Origin of the sequence: Chryseobacterium sp. VD8 (assembly GCF_037149975.1) — a bacterium.
Classification (GTDB): domain Bacteria; phylum Bacteroidota; class Bacteroidia; order Flavobacteriales; family Weeksellaceae; genus Chryseobacterium; species Chryseobacterium indicum.
Genome location: NZ_JBBCQL010000090.1, coordinates 1 through 16,282, shown reverse-complemented (window position 1 = coordinate 16,282; position 16,282 = coordinate 1). Strand labels below are relative to the sequence as shown.

Sequence of the window (16,282 nt, the reverse complement as noted above, 5' to 3'; positions counted from 1 at the left end):
CAGACTTGGAATTAACGATATTAAAAATTATCTTGAAGATACCGGAATTATCTGCAAATGGACTCTTACCGCAGAAGCCAGACAATATCGCGAAACACTAAAACTTGAAGAGGAAATGAAGACCAATAAACAACTTGAGAAAGAGTGGGAGCAATATCAGGAAGAAGCAGATCCTGTAGCTTTGGAAGAAGTATTGGAAGGAGGAATAAAAAACAAAACCACAACCCGAGAGTTGTGGTTTTTTAATGAAAGTATATATTATTAAGATTCGGTGTGCATCAGTCCATAACTTATGGAAGTGGGCTCTTTGCCGAAAAGACAAGAGAAAATGTTCTGAAATTCATGAATGTACTTGCATTTAATAGAATTTCCGTAGATTTTCAGTCCTTCAACAATTTTTCTGGAATCCAGATCAAAATCATATTTTATGAAAGTTTCTGGTCTCTCGTAACGAATGCGCTGTTCAGAGCTGTATGTTCTTGAAAATCCGAATTTTTCCAGCCACTCTTCGGTAATCTGAATAGGCTTGATTGATTTTGCCGGAACAGAAAAGCTATGGAAATCATTTTCAATCTGTACAAAATAATCTTTTTCATCATTCTGGAATATTTCAGTAATCGTATAGATCTGATTTTTATATTCCACTAGATTTTTAATTTTTAAATCTGCAACGTTCATAATATTTTGTGGGTGTTTATGTTATTATTCCAAGGTTAGTGAATGCTCTTGTATAAGTAGTTTTGCAAATACTATGCCTTATGTTTTGAATATAAATTAAACTATTGTTAATTATAAATGTTAATTTTTGTTTAAATTATTGATATGTAATACTTTATATTATTTAAAAAGATTTAAACAATATTTGTGAAAGTTAAATTTGTGGTACTTATGTGGTATGTTATGTTAAATCAAAAAAAATGTAATTATTCAGTTTTCAAAGACTTATATTCAATAGTTAAGGCAAATGCGATGATAATCACCAAAATTAATGTAGCAATAAAAACATTCCATGAAGTAGAGTGGAGCAGATATCCTGTTCCGCTTCCTAAAAAACTGGACCCGAAATAATAGAAAAGCCAGTAAATAGAAGTTGCTGAAGATTTTCCTTCTTTTGCATGCAACGCTGTCATCTGACTTGCCATGGTATGAGCAGCAAAAAAGCATAAAGTAAATAAACCTAGTCCAAATACTACAACATAGATATTTTCTGAAAAAAGAAGAATAAGTCCCGTTAACAAAAAGAAAATCGAACCTTTCAGAATGTATTTCTTTTCAAATCTTACGGATAATCTGCTGGTTATCATGGTTCCCAAAACCCCGAAAGTGTACATCAGAAAAATAAAAGCAATAAAAACATGGCTCAAAGAAAACGGATCAGATTCCAATCGGAATGTCATATAATTATAAATGCTTACAAAAGTTCCCATCAGCAAAGCAGCGATAAAATATAATCGGAGCATGTAAGAATCACGGATCAGTCTTTTCATCTGTTTCATTTTCAGATGATAATCCGTTTTCTGAGGCTTGAAAAATTTTGAATCCGGAAAAAGTTTCCAGAAAATAAGTCCCAACACCATACTTTGAAGACCGATCACCAAAACAGCATTTCTCCAGCCAAATTCTCCAGCGAGAAGAGTTGCCAAAATTCTTCCGCTCATTCCTCCAATCGTGTTTCCACTGAGATACGTACTGATTGCCAAAGCCACCACAGAGATTTCAACTTCCTCCGTAAGATAAGCCAGAGCCACAGAAGAAACACCGGAAATTACAAAACCTTTTACCATTCCGATAATGATAAGGAATGGTAGACTCGGAATCCATGTTGAAATGATGGTTAAAACTGCCGAAGCAATCAAGGAAAAAACCATCAGTTTCTTTCGCGAAAAACTATCTGCGCGGAACGCAAAAAAGAAAAGTCCCAAAGCCATCCCGATTGTGGAGGAAGAAACAAGCAGGGAACTGTCGCCTACCGTTTTGTGAAAATGTTCCGCAACCATTGGTAATAACGGCTGAAAAAGATAAAGCTGCGCAAATACCGAAAGTCCCGATAAAAATATACACAGTTTGATGTAGTAGAACCGTCTGCTTTTCCTGTCTGCTTTCCTTGGAATATTCATGATGTGCTTAAAAAATCAAGCAAAAAAATTATGGAGTTATTTTGATCTGCTAATTTGATGAAATTTTTTAAATCTTTAAAATGTCTTTTTTAATTGATTTTTAATTGAATTTTTAAATTAACTCAACATTTTCCGGTTAAATTTTTACGGCAGATTTTCACTATAATACGTATCTTTAATTCTGAAAAAATTTAAAATGATTGAAAACTTTCCTTTTTATCTCTCACTGATTCTAGCCATTGTCTTTATTATCATGATTGCTAATAAGATCAGGGTTGCTTATCCTGTTCTGCTGGTTATAGCGGGACTTTTAATCAGTTTTATTCCCAATGTTCCCATCATCAGAATAGATCCGGAGCTTATTTTTATTATCTTTCTTCCTCCGTTGCTTTATGAAGCGGCATGGGCAATTTCCTGGAAGGAACTCTGGAAATGGCGTAGAATTATAGGAAGTTTTGCCTTCGTTGTTGTATTTCTCACGGCAACTACGGTAGCCTTTGTTGCCAATCATTTTATTCCCGGATTTTCTCTTGCTTTAGGATTTCTTTTGGGCGGAATTGTTTCTCCGCCTGATGCCGTAAGTGCGGGAGCGATTCTTAAATTTGTAAAAGTTCAGAAAAGGCTGTCTTCTATTCTGGAAGGGGAAAGTCTGCTGAATGACGCGTCTTCCTTAATTATTTTCCGTTTTGCGATGATTGCCGTTGCAACCGGACAGTTTATCTGGCAGGATGCGGTTTTCAGTTTTTCATGGATGCTGATTGGCGGAATCGGAATCGGATTAATCATTGGATGGCTTTTCATGAAAGGGCATAAACTTCTTCCTACGGATGCCAATATGGATACCATTCTCACCATTGTTGCGCCCTATTTAATGTATATCGCCGCAGAAGAAGCACACAGTTCAGGAGTTTTGGCTGTCGTAAGCGGTGGTTTGCTGCTTTCCAATAACCGTCATAATTTTCTCAGTACTTCATCACGTTTGCGCGGACTGAATGTCTGGGAAAGCCTGTCCTTTGTACTTAATGGTCTGGTTTTTATTCTTATTGGGCTTGATCTTCCGGAAATTACTTCAGGTTTGGGAGAAGTAAGTATTTACGCTGCGGTAGGATACGGATTACTTGTAACTGCGGTTTTGATCGTGGTAAGAATTCTGTCGGCTTACGGAGCGGTAGTGGTCACTTTAATTGCAAGAAACTTCATCACGGTTGCTGATAACCGAAGTCCGGGATTTAAAGCTCCGATTCTCTTAGGATGGACAGGAATGAGAGGAGTAGTGTCTTTAGCTGCGGCACTTTCTATTCCGGTAAAACTGTATCATAACGGTTCGGATTTTCCTCAGCGAAACTTAATTTTATTCATCACTTTTATTGGTATTTTAACGACATTACTGGTTCAGGGACTTACGCTTCCGTATCTTATAAGAAAGATGGAAATTCCTTCCTACAACGATCATCTTCCTGAAGATGAGGCTGAAGAATTAATCCGTCGTCAAATGGCAAAAATGACTTTAGAGCATCTTAGGCAAAATCATGGTGAACTGTTGCAAAAAAGTATGTTTTTACAACAGATACATGAAAAGTGGAAAGGTAAAGTCGAAAAAGAATCTGATATCAAACTATCTTCCGAAATCAAAGATGCTTATCTTGATGTTCTTAATGCGCAAAGAATATGGCTGATTGAGCAAAACTATGACAAAAAACAGCATTTTGACGAAGATCTTATCCGCAGGCATCTTGTAAAGATCGATCTGGAGGAAGAAAGACTTTCACTGATTCATTAGAAAGGTTAATACTTTCTGCAGATATTCATCTTCTTTTATCACTTTTTCATACGACTGTCGTGCATAAACAGGCGAAAGTTCATAATTCTCAGGTTTGGAGTTAATATCTTCATTCTCAATATACTGATTAAGATGACGAGTATATTCTTTAATCAGTTTATTAATGGTTTTTCTCTTAATTTTACAGATTGTATTATTCTTTATTTTCTGTAAAGAGTTAAGAATGAAAGATTTGTCTCCGTGAAAATTGATTACATTTTTTACATACGAAAGGTTATGATTATCCTGTAATACAGAATGGTTCTCTTCAAAAATCATGATGGTAAAAGCTTAAGTTTACAATAGTTAATAACACATTAAAATGATAACTGGAAATTAATTGACGGGTATTGTAAATGATTTTCTCATCATCCGTATGATGTAGTCTGTAAGAAAAGAGTACTGAATAATCATAATAATTACTTTAAGTGAATTGGTGAAAACTATGTTTGGTTGTTAATTTTATACTTCAAATATCCAACCAATTTTTATAATCTGATTAAATGTATTGAAAATTTGTAATAAGATATTCAACAGATGTAATATTTTACAGAGTTTATTATTGACTGTTATCATTTAAAAACATTTGAATAAAAATGTAGCTTCGTGCTTAATTAGGTATTTATACACAATTAAAATCACAGCAATAAAGATTTAAAAACTTCGGATATTGCGATTAATAAAAGATAACTAAATTATTGTTGCTGATTTCTTGTATTATCTGTTAAAATAATATTTTTTAAATCTTAAATTTTCTTAAATAAAATATTTATATTTGTTATAATTCCATTGAAGGTGAAATTGCTTTTAATGAATGAGATTTTTTTTAGTAACAATTTTTACCCAAATAGAATAACGATTTAGCTTAAGAATTACGGACAAGTACATTCTAAAGGATAATGTTAAGAAAGGCATGAGTGAAATTCCGCTTAAAGGATTTCGTACTTTTTTATATTTCTGATTTTCAATGATATTAAGCCGGAAAAATTATAAATCATCAACACCAAATCATCGTTAAACACCCAAGATGTTAATTGCTTAATTCCTAAGCGGTTATATAATTTTTTATTTTATTATTTTTTTGTTAATATTTAATTTATTTTATGAATATTAAATTTTTTTAAGATTATTTAATAAAAATATTTTATACATAATAAATTTTTGTAGGAAATTAATTTATTTGTTTTTAAAATAATACTATATTTGTTTTAACATTAAACAGCTAACAAAATTAAGGATGGATATTAACTTTTCAACAGCGACTTTTAAGGATTTCGAAAATATTCCGGGCTTCGATATGATGGAGCGTGCAGACATTTATTATGACTTTCTGGAATACATGAAATCAAACGGGCGTCATCATTACAGATTGCAGAATAATACAGGCTGCAGTTCTGTAATGAATGTAGGAACTCACAACGTAACCAGAGAGTTTGTAAGCTTCGTTACAAGTGATTACTTAGGGTTTACACAACACCCTAAAGTAAAGCAGGCGGCTATAGAAGGAGTGGAAAAATACGGAACCGGTACGGCTGCAACACCGCTTATCGGAGGGTATTATTCTTACCACAACGATTTGGAGGCTAAAATTGCTTCCTTTTTTGGACGTTCTCAGGACGAAGCCGTAATTTTTACAACAGGATATACAACAAACAGTGCAACTTTACAAATCCTGTTGCAGAAAGAAGACATTGCGATTGTAGATATGGCGGTCCATGCAAGTGTATACGAAGGATGTATTCTTACCAACAGAAAAACATTTCCACATAATAATCTGGAGGCTCTGGAACAGATTTTAAAAACATCGGAAAAACAATTTCGTACAAAGCTTGTGGTTATAGACGGTGTATATTCTCAGGATGGAGACACCGCACCTATTGAAGAAATTTATAACTTAGTAAAAAAATATAACGCTTACCTTATGGTTGATGATGTTCACGGGGTAGGTATTTTAGGAAAAACAGGAAGAGGTACGATTGAAGATACCGGTCTGCTGGATAAAATAGATATTATAACAGGAACTTTCAGTAAAACATTTGGTAATCTTGGAGGGTATGTTATTGCCAACAAAAGTCTTACGAATTTCATAAGATTCCAGTCCAGACAGCAGATATTTTCGGCTACAACGCCTCCTTCTACAGCTACAGGAATTGTAAAAGCCATAGAGCTTATTGATGAAGAGCCACACTGGAGAGAAAAACTATGGGAAAATATCAATTACTTCAAAAAAGGACTTAACGATTTGGGATTGGATACAGGGACAACCTGTTCCGCAGTTGTTCCCGTTAAAATAGGAGATCCGCACATTACAGGCGATGTAGGAAGAATGCTTCTTGAACACGGAGTGTATACAAATCCTATTATTTACCCTGCTGTAGCCAGAAAAGATGCCCGTATCAGGATGAGTGTAACGGCAACACATGATAAAGAACATCTTGATAAAACCCTCAATGCTTTTGAGGATATCAATAAAAAGTTGCATATTGCAAAAAAATAGATAACAAATGCCAAGAAAAGTTGTACAAGGTCCTATAAGGGACAAAGAAAAAACAAAGCAAAAATTGCTTGCTGCTGTTGGTAAAATTCTGAGAACCAAAGGGTACTCAGGGTTGAAGGTGAGTAAAATAGCAGCAGTGGCAGGATTTGATAAAAAATTAATTTACGAATATTTCGGAAGTACCGAAAAACTTATTGATGAATATATCAGATCTCAGGATTACTGGAGCAAAATGAACCAGGATAATATTCATGTGGATTTTTCTGATGGAGGAAAAGAACTTTCTAAAGTTGCCATCCTGAATCAGTTTGAGCATATCAAGAAAAATAAGGAACTTCAGAAAATTATTCTTTGGGGATTATCAGAAAGCAAACCGATCCTGAAAAAAGTAGCAGATGAAAGAGAAGAAATGGGAGAAATGCTTTTCACGAACATCGTAGATCCGCACTTTAAGGATAAAGCGGTAAGATATCGTGCCATTGCAGCACTTCTGGTTTCCGGAGCCTATTATCTTAATCTTTACACGGCACACAATGCAAGTGTATTCTGCGGAATAGACCTGAAAAGTGATGAAGGAAGAAAGGAAATAGAAAAGGCGATTACCGAAATCATCGATTTTGCTTACGAAGAAAGATAATATGGGAAAAATTTACTGTTGTCCTAAAATGGGTATTTTATAAACAATTTAAAAGATTTTCATTTTTAAATTAGAACAATATTTCTTATTTTTGGCCAATGGAAAATTTTATCGTATCTGCACGAAAATATCGCCCGCAGCAGTTTGATACTGTTGTTGGGCAGTCTCATATTACGGATACTTTAGAACACGCTATTGAAGAAAATCAATTGGCTCAGGCATTACTGTTCTGTGGTCCGAGAGGAGTAGGGAAAACAACCTGTGCCAGAATTCTGGCAAGGAAGATCAATGAAAAGGACGGATCAGTTTCGGAGGACGGTTTTGCCTATAACATTTATGAACTGGATGCCGCATCGAACAACTCTGTGGATGATATCAGAGAATTGATCGATCAGGTACGTTTTGCGCCTCAGGTTGGTAAATACAAAGTGTATATTATCGATGAGGTTCATATGCTGTCTTCGGCAGCCTTCAACGCTTTCCTTAAAACACTTGAGGAACCGCCTGCTCATGCTATTTTCATCTTAGCAACTACAGAAAAGCATAAAATTATTCCTACGATCTTATCCCGCTGTCAGATTTATGATTTTAAAAGAATCGTAATTGAAGACATTCAGGGACATCTTAGGAATATCGCTCAGAAAGAGAATATTCAGTATGAAGATGATGCTTTATACCTTATTGCCCAGAAAGCAGACGGCGCTTTAAGAGATGCACTTTCCATCTTCGACAGGCTCTCTACTTTTTCCCAGAAGAATATTACTTTGGCAAAAGCTGCAGAAGTTTTAAATATTCTGGATTACGACCAGTACTTAAAAATTGTAGATTTAGCCAAAGAAAATAAAATTCCCGAAGTTCTTTCCGCATTTAACGAAATTGTGAAAAAAGGATTTGATCCTCATATTTTCATTGCAGGTTTGGGAAGTCATTTCAGAGACCTGATGATGGCTCAGAATGCTTCAACCATTGATCTGATAGAAGTAGGAGAACAGACCAAATCCAAGTTTGTTGAACAGGCCCAGAAATGGAATCCGCAACAGCTTATTGATGCTATTGAAATTTGCAATCATGCAGACATCAATTATAAAAATTCTAAAAATCCAAGACTTACGGTAGAAATTGCATTAATGCAATTGGCTTCTTTGACGGCTAATTCAGACGTTGCTAAAAAAAAAAGTTTATAATTCTGGCTCCGTTTCTCAGTGAGAAGCAGGAAGTAAAAATTCCCGTAAAATCTACGGAAACTCAGGAACAGAAACCTAAACAGGAGCAACCTTCTGAAAGTCCGGAAGTCCCCGTTGTTTCGGAGATCAAAAAAACCTCAAAACCTTTATCCAGACCCGGAATTTCTTCAGGGTTCAGCATCAGTTCTTTTTTAAACAAAGAAGAAACAACTGTTGTAGAAGAAAAAGCAGCACCAAAAACAGAACAGCTTCCCCAAAATCATTTTACCGAAACAGATCTTCAGGCAGAGTGGAATTTACAGCTCAAGCAGCTCCAGAGAAAAGATGCCATTATTTTCAATGCCATTAAATCTTTTAAAATGATAAAATCCGGAGAAAATGAAATTACCGTTTTATTTCCTTCCGATTCTGCAAAAGCTGAGTTTGATAAAGTAAGCCGTGAATTTTTTAATCATTTTAAAACGAAAGTTCACAATCACTCCATTCAGGTCGTCTATAAAAGAGATGCCGAAAACCTGAAAGTAGAAGTAATGACTCCAAGAAAAAAATTCGAGAAATTTGTTAAATTAAATCCACTTTTGAAGGATCTGGATGATCTGATGAAATTTGATTTAACATAATTATATTTCTGATTATCCGTAATTTGTCAGAATAAAACCTCTGCGATCTTGGTTAAGTTTTAACGCCTCTGTGAACCTTAAAAACAGTTTGTTTATAAAAAATCTTTCCGTGCTTAGCGTTAAAATCAGGCATTATGATTGATAACGGATAATCAATATTATATTTCAATGCCTGCTTTCTGCAAAATGATGCTCAATAAAAGTATCGTAATTTTTATCTGAAAAAAAATTATGGTACTTAAAACTCTTTTTTAAATAAAATTTATATATTTGTCAGACAATTGAAAAACAAGACATCAGTTTTTCATTTAAAATATAAACCGAAAATCTAGAAATAGATAGTTTATTTTGGGAAAATTAATAAAGTCATATCAATCTGTATTTGCTCCTGCTGAATTCTTTAGCGGGAAATTTGGCTTTTCTTTTCCGTATTTTAGAAATTTCAGAACGTATTATCGATTTTATTATTGGTACTGCTAGTATAAATTTCTTTCAAAAAAATCTACAGGATTATAGATTTCTTCTTATTTCCTGATTCCTTAAACAAAATTTAACGGCTTTTTTTTAGAAAGAATTATAAAGTAATTTTATAATACTTTTTTGTGTTTGAATATGAACAATAATGATAATAGTAAAATTAAAAATATGAATTTAAAAGACTTAAAAAACGAGTGGATTAATGAATTCCAGCAGCCAATGATGATTGCAGGACCGTGCAGTGCGGAAAGTGAAGCACAGATGCTGGAAACAGCAAAAAGAATCAGGGAAACCAATGCCAATGTTCCTGTTTTCCGTGCAGGAATCTGGAAACCGCGTACAAAACCCAACGGATTCGAAGGAGTAGGAGTAATCGGTCTGAACTGGCTGAAAAAAGTGAAGGAAGAATATGGTTTCAAAACAGCTACGGAAGTTGCCAATGCACACCACGTTTTTGCAGCTTTGGAAGCAGATGTAGACATTCTTTGGATCGGGGCGCGTTCTACGGTAAATCCTTTTACCGTTCAGGAAATTGCACAGGCATTGAGAGGAACAGACAAAACTGTGTTGGTGAAAAATCCTGTAAATCCGGATCTTGCGTTGTGGATCGGAGCATTGGAAAGACTTTTAGGTCAGGGAATTACCAATTTAGGCGTTATTCACAGAGGATTTTCTACGTACCAGAAAACAAAATACAGAAACAATCCGAACTGGCAGATTGCTTTGGATTTTAAAAGTCAGTTCCCCAATATCCCGATGCTGATCGATCCTTCACACATCTGCGGAAACAGAACTGGTTTGGCAGACATTACGCAGGAAGCTTTAAACGTAGGTTACCAAGGAGCCATTATAGAAACACACAGCAATCCGGATGCAGCTTGGAGTGATGCCGCACAGCAGATTACACCGGAAGTTCTTGCAGAGCTGATCGGAAACTTAAAGGTGAGAAACTCAGGATTGGCAGGATTTGAAGGAGAAATGGGAAGACACAGAACGTTAATTTCTGATATAGATTTTCAACTGATTGAAATGCTTGCGCAGAGAATGAAAATTTCTGAAAAGATCGGAAAACTTAAAAAAGAAAACGATATCGCGATTTTCCAGCCGGAACGTTGGAAAGAAATTACGGAATACGCTACTCAGAAGGCTGTTGAGACCGGAATGACGAAAGAATTTATCGAAAAAGTATTCAAAGCCATTCATGAAGAGTCTATCGAAGTTCAGAACAGCATTATGATTAACAGATAATCTGGATTTTGAATTTTAGAGTGAGAGAGAGTAGGAGCGTTTGTGAGTTGTTGATTGAATAGCAATTCTATACCATGTATAAAACGCTCTTACTCTAAAACTTTAAAAACACTCAAACTAAATTTCCTATATTTGCAGCATCTTACAGTATGAAAGGAAAAATCATTAAATCTACAGGAAGCTGGTATCAGGTTTTGGAAATGGAAACCGGGAAAATCTTCGAAGCAAGAATTCGCGGAAAATTTAAATTGATTAAAACAAGACTTACCAATCCTCTTGCTGTAGGAGATTTTGTAGAATTTCAGCTGGAACAGGATGATATTGCGTGGATTACGAAGATCGAGCCCCGCAGGAATTATCTCATCCGAAAATCTGTAAACCTTTCAAAAGAAGCACACATCATCGCTTCAAATATTGATCTTGCCTGCTTTATTTTCACTTTAAAACATCCTGAAACTTCCCTTGGATTTTTAGACCGTTTTCTCGCGTGTTGTGAAGCCTACAATATTACTCCGCTGATTTTATTCAATAAAATTGATGTTCTGCATGAAGAAGAAATCGAAATTGTAAAGGATATTGAGTTTCTTTACAATGAAATCGGCTACGATGCTCTGGAAATTTCTTCCTATTCAAAATTAAATCTGGAAAAGCTGCAGGAATTGCTGAAAGACAAAACGTCAGTTTTCTTCGGACATTCAGGCTGTGGAAAATCTACTCTGGTGAATGCTTTGCAACCGGGACTTAACTTGAAAACTTCTGAAATTTCCGATACGAATTTAAAAGGAAAACATACGACCACCTTTGCGCAGATGCATTTCTGGGATTTTGGCGGAAACGTAATCGATACCCCCGGAGTTCGTGAATTTGCCATGATCGACATCGAAAAAGAAGAAGTTCAGCATTATTTTCCTGAAATTTTCAAAAAAAGAGAAGAATGCAAATACCACAACTGTCTTCATATCAACGAGCCGAAATGCGCGGTAATCGATGGTCTGGAAACCGGAGAAATTCAGCATTCAAGATATTCTACCTATATTAAATTAATGGAAGAGGCGGAAGAAGCTTCTCAAAAATAATTTCTATTTTTCGGAAATTTCTCCATTATTAAAGTAACTTGTCTAAACTTTTTTACCGCAAATATTTTAACACTTAAGTTGTTTAAGCTTACTATTTAAATGGAAAGAAAGGGCAAATAAGTTAAAAAAATCAAAGATTTTTTCTCTTTGCAGACTTTTGAAATACTTTAAATAAATCCAGTAAAGTCCTTTGTCTCTTTTGCGGTTAAATTTAAAACTAGTTTAAACAAACTTAGTTTTAAAAATGGTTGTCCGCGGCTTATCATCATTAAAAAAAATTTAGATTCTTTGAACTTCGTTCGCATCCAATTCAGGCTGTGTCATCTTTACTGAACCTTTGTGATTCTATGCATAAAATTAAGCATTATGATTAATGAAGGACAATCAGGAGTTTTAATAATGAATTTCAATTTCTCTTTTGCAAAAATTTTTTACTCACAGAATAAGTTTCGAGCTATTTTAAGCCTGCATTAAATTCCAAATTCTGGATGTACAAAGTTTAATATTTGGAATTTAAAATTTAAATAAATGTTTAATTCTTTTAGAAACCGTAAGTTAGGCTTAGTTTTTGGGGAATTACGGGCAATAAAAAACCCAGCCGAAGCTGGGTAAAAACTAATAACCATGAAAACTCAAATTAAACATGAGAATCACAATAAAATAAACAATTACTGTGCCAAAGTTTCGTTCACAAAACCTTAACAAATGTTATTTTTATGTTAAAAATATTTTAAAATTAAAATCAAAAGAATTTTTTGTATTTTTGCGCCATTAAAAAAATATACATTTATGTCTAACATTACATTCACTATGATTAAGCCTGATGCAGTTGCAGACGGACATATCGGTGCTATATTAGGAAAGATTGCAGAAGGTGGTTTCAAAATCAAAGCTATGAAATTGACTCAACTTACTGTTGCTGATGCAAAAAAATTCTATGAAGTTCACGCTGAAAGACCATTCTACGGAGAATTGGTAGATTTCATGAGCTCTGGACCAATTGTAGCTGCTGTTCTTGAGAAAGACAATGCTGTAGAAGATTTCAGAACATTAATCGGTTCTACTAATCCTGCTGAAGCTGCAGAAGGAACAATCAGAAAAATGTTTGCAAGAAGCATCGGAGAAAACGCTGTTCACGGTTCTGACTCTGACGAAAACGCTCTTATCGAAGCAAAATTCCATTTTTCAGGAAGAGAAATTTTCTAAGAAAAATCATTTTCAAAATAAAAAATCCGGAGAAACTTTCTTCGGATTTTGTTTTTTTACAGATTATTTTCAATTGCGCCAACTTTTTCACGGTATAATTCGAGCGGTTTATCAAGAAGAACTGCAATAACAGTTAGGTTTTTATCCAGTTTTTCTTTGGGTACATCAATATAAATAATTCCCGGAACCTCACTCCAGTAAAGCTTATTGTATATTTCATGGCTTAATAAAGTTCCTTCACCCGCGATACGGATTCGGGCAATTTCGTTTTTAATACCTTTCAGAGCAATCGGTCCGGTCGGAATTCCTTCCACAAAAAGATAAAGGGTTTGTTTGTCTTTGGAAAGAACAGAGTTTCCTGAAAAATGACCTTCTGGAAGTCCTTTTTCTGTTTCATAGAGTGCTTCTGCGTGTTTGCTAATCCAATTTAGAATTTCGGGATTGGTTTTATCGGTTTTGGGAAGTTTCATTTCCATTCCGTCTTGTGTTAAACCTAAATTTCTGAAGAAGTTTTTTCCCGAATGAAGCTGTTCTGCAATTTCATAGATTGCCAGTTTCGTATTTTTATTTTCTAAAGATTCAGGAAAAGATAAATTGGGCTTATCATTTTGTACTCTGATCATAGGTTCGTCAATCGATATTTCAACAATGGTGACGTCCTGATCAAATTTTACATGGGAAAAATTAAAAGTAAAATCTCCATTACCGTTACTATTGATATCAATCTTCGCTTTATCATCCCCAAGAATTCTGGCAGAAATAGTATTGGTCATTAAACCGTATATTTTTACAAAGTCTTTGGCTTCTTCAAGATAAAGGAATAATTTTTTCCGGTCTTTTGAAAATGCAGATTTTCCTTTATAATTGTCGAATGGCAAACCTCGTGTTGTTCCATAAATGGCTTCGGAATTTTTTGCTGTCCATCTTGCTAAGTTCTTTAAAATCTCAACCTGCTGTTCCGGAATGGTTCCGTCTTCTTTCGGAGCGATATCCAACAGTAGATTTCCGCCCATATTAATTACATCCGCCAAAGTTCTTACGATCATATTCGAAGTTTTGTAGTGGTTATCGAAGGGCTGAAATCCCCATGAATCATTCATGGTGTAGCAAAGTTCCCAGTAATTGCTTTGAGGTTTTACCACTGGAATTCCCTGTTCCGGAGTTTCGTAGTCCCCATGATTTTTCAGTCTGGAATTAACGATAATGTCCGGATTGAATTTTTTCAGATTTTCCAGTGTTTTCGGAGCACGCCATTCTTCGGAAGAATGTTCCCAATCTCCGTCGAACCACAGAAGATCAGGTTTCAATTGTGAAGAAAGTTCATTTAATTGATTCTGATAATAGGTAACAAAATTTTCCCAGCGTTTCGGATCATTTTTAATTTCGTAACGTTTTTTTGTTCGGGTATTGATGTCGTAATAAGGATGGCTCCAGTCGGGAAGAGAATAGTAAAGTCCGGTTTTCAGTCCGGAATTTTTTAATGCAGAGATAAACGGAGAAAGCACGTCTTTTTTGGCTAAGGAATTTTTAGGAATGGTGGTCGATTTTTCAGCTTTTGAATCCCAAAGCGCAACACCATCATGATGTTTTGTGGTAATCACGGCATATTTTGCTCCGGAATTTTTAATCAGTTTTACCCATTCATCAGGATTATATTTTACAGCCGAAAAACCATTGAGCTGTTTCATATAATTTTCATGGCTGATGTAATTATTGAAAAAAGCCCATGATTCCGGAATTCCGTTCACAGAATAAATTCCCCAGTGAATAAATATTCCGAGTTTGGCATCCTGAAACCATTCCATTTTTTGATTTTCCTGTGGCTGATTCTGTGCAGGATATTTTCCTGAAGATAAAACCAGACCTAAAGACAATATGCCGATTAATTTCCCTTTCACGTTTTTTCTTTTTGTGATCTAAAAATACTTAAAAAGAACTTTATAGAGCTCCTGTATTTATTATTGAATAATTAAAACCTTCCTGTTCTTCGGGGTTAAGTAAAAATACCGAGATTAAAATTCCGTGTTTTTACGGATGTTTTTGTCCTCATTTATTGCCATCTTTACATCAGCATTAGAGAAGGAAAATTTAAGCATTAAACTCTTCAAAAACTAATAACCATTAAAGGCTCAGATTTTCATTAAGAAGAAAGGCAACTCAACGGAGTTGCCTTTTTGTTTGTATTTAAATGAAATTAAATTTTCAGTAATTCGATCGTTCTTTCCGGATTTTCTGCTGAGAAAACTGCATTTCCTGCAACCAGAACATCGGCTCCGGCTTCGAAAAGTTTAGAGGCGTTGTCGATATTTACACCACCGTCGATTTCAATTAATGCTGTCGAATTGTTGCTTAAAATCAAGTCTTTTGTTTCAGCAATTTTCTTGTAAGTATTTTCGATGAATTTCTGTCCACCGAATCCCGGATTTACACTCATCAGCAAAACAAGATCCACATCTGCAATAATATCTTCCAGCATCAGAACCGGAGTGGAAGGATTTAGCACAACACCGGCTTTTGCACCCAGACTCTGAATATGATGAATCGTTCTGTGAAGGTGAGTACACGCTTCGTAATGCACCGATACGAGATCTGCTCCGTGATTGATGAATTCTTCCACATATTTTTCAGGCTCTACAATCATCAGATGCACATCTACAAATTTTTTGGCGTGCTGCTGAACGGTTTTCATTACCGGAAATCCGAACGAAATATTCGGAACAAATCTTCCGTCCATTACGTCAACGTGAAACCAGTCTGCCTGAGAATTATTCAGCATTTCGATGTCTCTTTGCAGATTCCCGAAGTCTGCGGATAAAAGGGATGGAGCAATAAGCTTCGTTTTCATTTTTACTTTTTACTTTTAACTTGTCTCTTTTTACTTCTGTTAATGATACTTCAGTTTCATTCCCGGCTGAATTCTCAGAAGTGTTTCGTAGATCAGTTGGATTACATTCCCTACGTCTTCTTTGGAAACCATTTCCACTGTGGTATGCATATAACGCAAAGGTAAAGAAATTAATGCACTCGGAACGCCGCCGTTAGAATGCGCAAAAGCATCTGTGTCTGTTCCCGTAGCGCGGCTCGCTGCTGCTCTCTGGAAAGGAATTTTCTTCGTTTTTGCGGTGTCGATAATCAGTTCTCTGATGGTATGATGAATGCTTGGTGCGAAGAAAACCACCGGTCCGTCTCCGCATTTCTGGTCGCCTTCTTTTTTCTTTTCGATCATCGGAGTGGTGGTGTCATGCGTAACGTCTGTAACGATGGCAATGTTGGGTTTAATGGTGTCTGCAATCATATCCGCTCCATACAGACCTACTTCCTCCTGAACGGAATTGGTAATGTACAATCCGAACGGAATTGTTTTTTTGTTTTCCTTTAAAAGTCTTGCCACTTCAGCGATC

Annotated in this window: 14 protein-coding genes and 1 pseudogene; 9 read left to right on the top strand and 6 right to left on the bottom strand. The window is 35.3% G+C overall.

Translation table 11 applies throughout. The features are described from left to right. On the top strand, positions 1 to 265 hold a 265-nt coding region (locus WFK35_RS11575), incomplete at its 5' end, for a hypothetical protein (RefSeq protein WP_336732746.1). On the opposite strand, the gene WFK35_RS11570 is transcribed toward WFK35_RS11575, so the two are convergent. Both WFK35_RS11570 and WFK35_RS11565 read right to left on the bottom strand, forming a co-directional pair. Beyond that, positions 262 to 678, bottom strand: coding sequence for a hypothetical protein (locus WFK35_RS11570; protein WP_235130955.1), 417 nt, complete (start codon positions 676 to 678; stop codon positions 262 to 264). The genes WFK35_RS11575 and WFK35_RS11570 overlap by 4 nt on opposite strands. 245 nt (positions 679 to 923) lie before the next feature. After that, positions 924 to 2,117 (bottom strand): MFS transporter, encoded by a 1,194-nt coding sequence (locus WFK35_RS11565; protein WP_336732745.1) that lies wholly within the window; start codon positions 2,115 to 2,117, stop codon positions 924 to 926. 196 nt (positions 2,118 to 2,313) lie between these two features. On the opposite strand from WFK35_RS11565, the gene WFK35_RS11560 reads away from it, so the two are divergent. Continuing rightward, complete coding sequence (locus WFK35_RS11560; protein ID WP_336732744.1) at positions 2,314 to 3,897, top strand: Na+/H+ antiporter; 1,584 nt, start codon at positions 2,314 to 2,316, stop codon at positions 3,895 to 3,897. On the opposite strand, the gene WFK35_RS11555 is transcribed toward WFK35_RS11560, so the two are convergent. Continuing rightward, complete coding sequence (locus WFK35_RS11555; protein ID WP_235130952.1) at positions 3,883 to 4,215, bottom strand: hypothetical protein; 333 nt, start codon at positions 4,213 to 4,215, stop codon at positions 3,883 to 3,885. The genes WFK35_RS11560 and WFK35_RS11555 overlap by 15 nt on opposite strands. Before the next feature lie 958 nt (positions 4,216 to 5,173). On the opposite strand from WFK35_RS11555, the gene WFK35_RS11550 reads away from it, so the two are divergent. The 7 genes from WFK35_RS11550 to WFK35_RS11520 all read left to right on the top strand — a co-directional run bounded on the left by WFK35_RS11550 (position 5,174) and on the right by WFK35_RS11520 (position 12,881). Beyond that, positions 5,174 to 6,433 (top strand): aminotransferase class I/II-fold pyridoxal phosphate-dependent enzyme, encoded by a 1,260-nt coding sequence (locus WFK35_RS11550; protein ID WP_214589581.1) that lies wholly within the window; start codon positions 5,174 to 5,176, stop codon positions 6,431 to 6,433. Between the two features lie 7 nt (positions 6,434 to 6,440). Then, positions 6,441 to 7,070 carry a TetR/AcrR family transcriptional regulator gene (locus WFK35_RS11545; RefSeq protein WP_214589582.1) on the top strand — a complete coding sequence of 210 codons (630 nt, stop codon included), beginning with the start codon at positions 6,441 to 6,443 and terminating at the stop codon, positions 7,068 to 7,070. Positions 7,071 to 7,168: 98 nt separating this feature from the next. Further along, the gene (gene dnaX / locus WFK35_RS11540; protein WP_290261647.1) at positions 7,169 to 8,254 is read left to right on the top strand and encodes a DNA polymerase III subunit gamma/tau; all 1,086 of its coding nucleotides are present in this window, start codon (positions 7,169 to 7,171) and stop codon (positions 8,252 to 8,254) included. Positions 8,255 to 8,613: 359 nt separating this feature from the next. Continuing rightward, a complete protein-coding gene (locus WFK35_RS11535; RefSeq protein WP_336732743.1) occupies positions 8,614 to 8,874 on the top strand; it encodes a hypothetical protein in 261 nt (86 codons plus the stop codon). A 645-nt stretch (positions 8,875 to 9,519) separates the two neighbouring features. Then, the gene (locus WFK35_RS11530) at positions 9,520 to 10,599 is read left to right on the top strand and encodes a chorismate mutase (protein WP_336732742.1); all 1,080 of its coding nucleotides are present in this window, start codon (positions 9,520 to 9,522) and stop codon (positions 10,597 to 10,599) included. Between the two features lie 149 nt (positions 10,600 to 10,748). Beyond that, the gene (rsgA, locus tag WFK35_RS11525) at positions 10,749 to 11,675 is read left to right on the top strand and encodes a ribosome small subunit-dependent GTPase A (protein ID WP_336732741.1); all 927 of its coding nucleotides are present in this window, start codon (positions 10,749 to 10,751) and stop codon (positions 11,673 to 11,675) included. A gap of 789 nt (positions 11,676 to 12,464) precedes the next feature. Further along, positions 12,465 to 12,881, top strand: a complete 417-nt coding sequence (locus tag WFK35_RS11520; RefSeq protein ID WP_076390425.1) for a nucleoside-diphosphate kinase — start codon at positions 12,465 to 12,467, stop codon at positions 12,879 to 12,881. Positions 12,882 to 12,937: 56 nt separating this feature from the next. Here the strand turns inward: WFK35_RS11520 and WFK35_RS11515 are convergent, their stop codons facing one another. From WFK35_RS11515 to chrP, 3 genes and pseudogenes are all read right to left on the bottom strand, one after another. After that, a complete protein-coding gene (locus WFK35_RS11515; RefSeq protein WP_336732740.1) occupies positions 12,938 to 14,779 on the bottom strand; it encodes an alpha-L-fucosidase in 1,842 nt (613 codons plus the stop codon). 296 nt (positions 14,780 to 15,075) lie between these two features. Further along, on the bottom strand, positions 15,076 to 15,726 hold the full coding sequence (gene rpe, locus WFK35_RS11510; protein WP_076390423.1) for a ribulose-phosphate 3-epimerase: 651 nt from the start codon (positions 15,724 to 15,726) through the stop codon (positions 15,076 to 15,078). Between the two features lie 39 nt (positions 15,727 to 15,765). Then, a pseudogene (gene chrP / locus WFK35_RS11505) lies at positions 15,766 to 16,282 on the bottom strand (chryseobasin maturation metalloprotease ChrP); the annotation flags it as partial.

Coding starts and splice junctions, on each gene's coding strand:
- WFK35_RS11535 (WP_336732743.1), top strand. CDS start 8,614: ATGATAAAATCCGGAGAAAATGAAATTACCGTTTTATTTCCTTCCGAT.
- WFK35_RS11530 (WP_336732742.1), top strand. CDS start 9,520: ATGAATTTAAAAGACTTAAAAAACGAGTGGATTAATGAATTCCAGCAG.
- dnaX (WP_290261647.1), top strand. CDS start 7,169: ATGGAAAATTTTATCGTATCTGCACGAAAATATCGCCCGCAGCAGTTT.
- WFK35_RS11520 (WP_076390425.1), top strand. CDS start 12,465: ATGTCTAACATTACATTCACTATGATTAAGCCTGATGCAGTTGCAGAC.
- WFK35_RS11545 (WP_214589582.1), top strand. CDS start 6,441: ATGCCAAGAAAAGTTGTACAAGGTCCTATAAGGGACAAAGAAAAAACA.
- rpe (WP_076390423.1), bottom strand. CDS start 15,726: ATGAAAACGAAGCTTATTGCTCCATCCCTTTTATCCGCAGACTTCGGG.
- WFK35_RS11555 (WP_235130952.1), bottom strand. CDS start 4,215: ATGATTTTTGAAGAGAACCATTCTGTATTACAGGATAATCATAACCTT.
- WFK35_RS11550 (WP_214589581.1), top strand. CDS start 5,174: ATGGATATTAACTTTTCAACAGCGACTTTTAAGGATTTCGAAAATATT.
- rsgA (WP_336732741.1), top strand. CDS start 10,749: ATGAAAGGAAAAATCATTAAATCTACAGGAAGCTGGTATCAGGTTTTG.
- WFK35_RS11560 (WP_336732744.1), top strand. CDS start 2,314: ATGATTGAAAACTTTCCTTTTTATCTCTCACTGATTCTAGCCATTGTC.
- WFK35_RS11565 (WP_336732745.1), bottom strand. CDS start 2,117: ATGAATATTCCAAGGAAAGCAGACAGGAAAAGCAGACGGTTCTACTAC.
- WFK35_RS11570 (WP_235130955.1), bottom strand. CDS start 678: ATGAACGTTGCAGATTTAAAAATTAAAAATCTAGTGGAATATAAAAAT.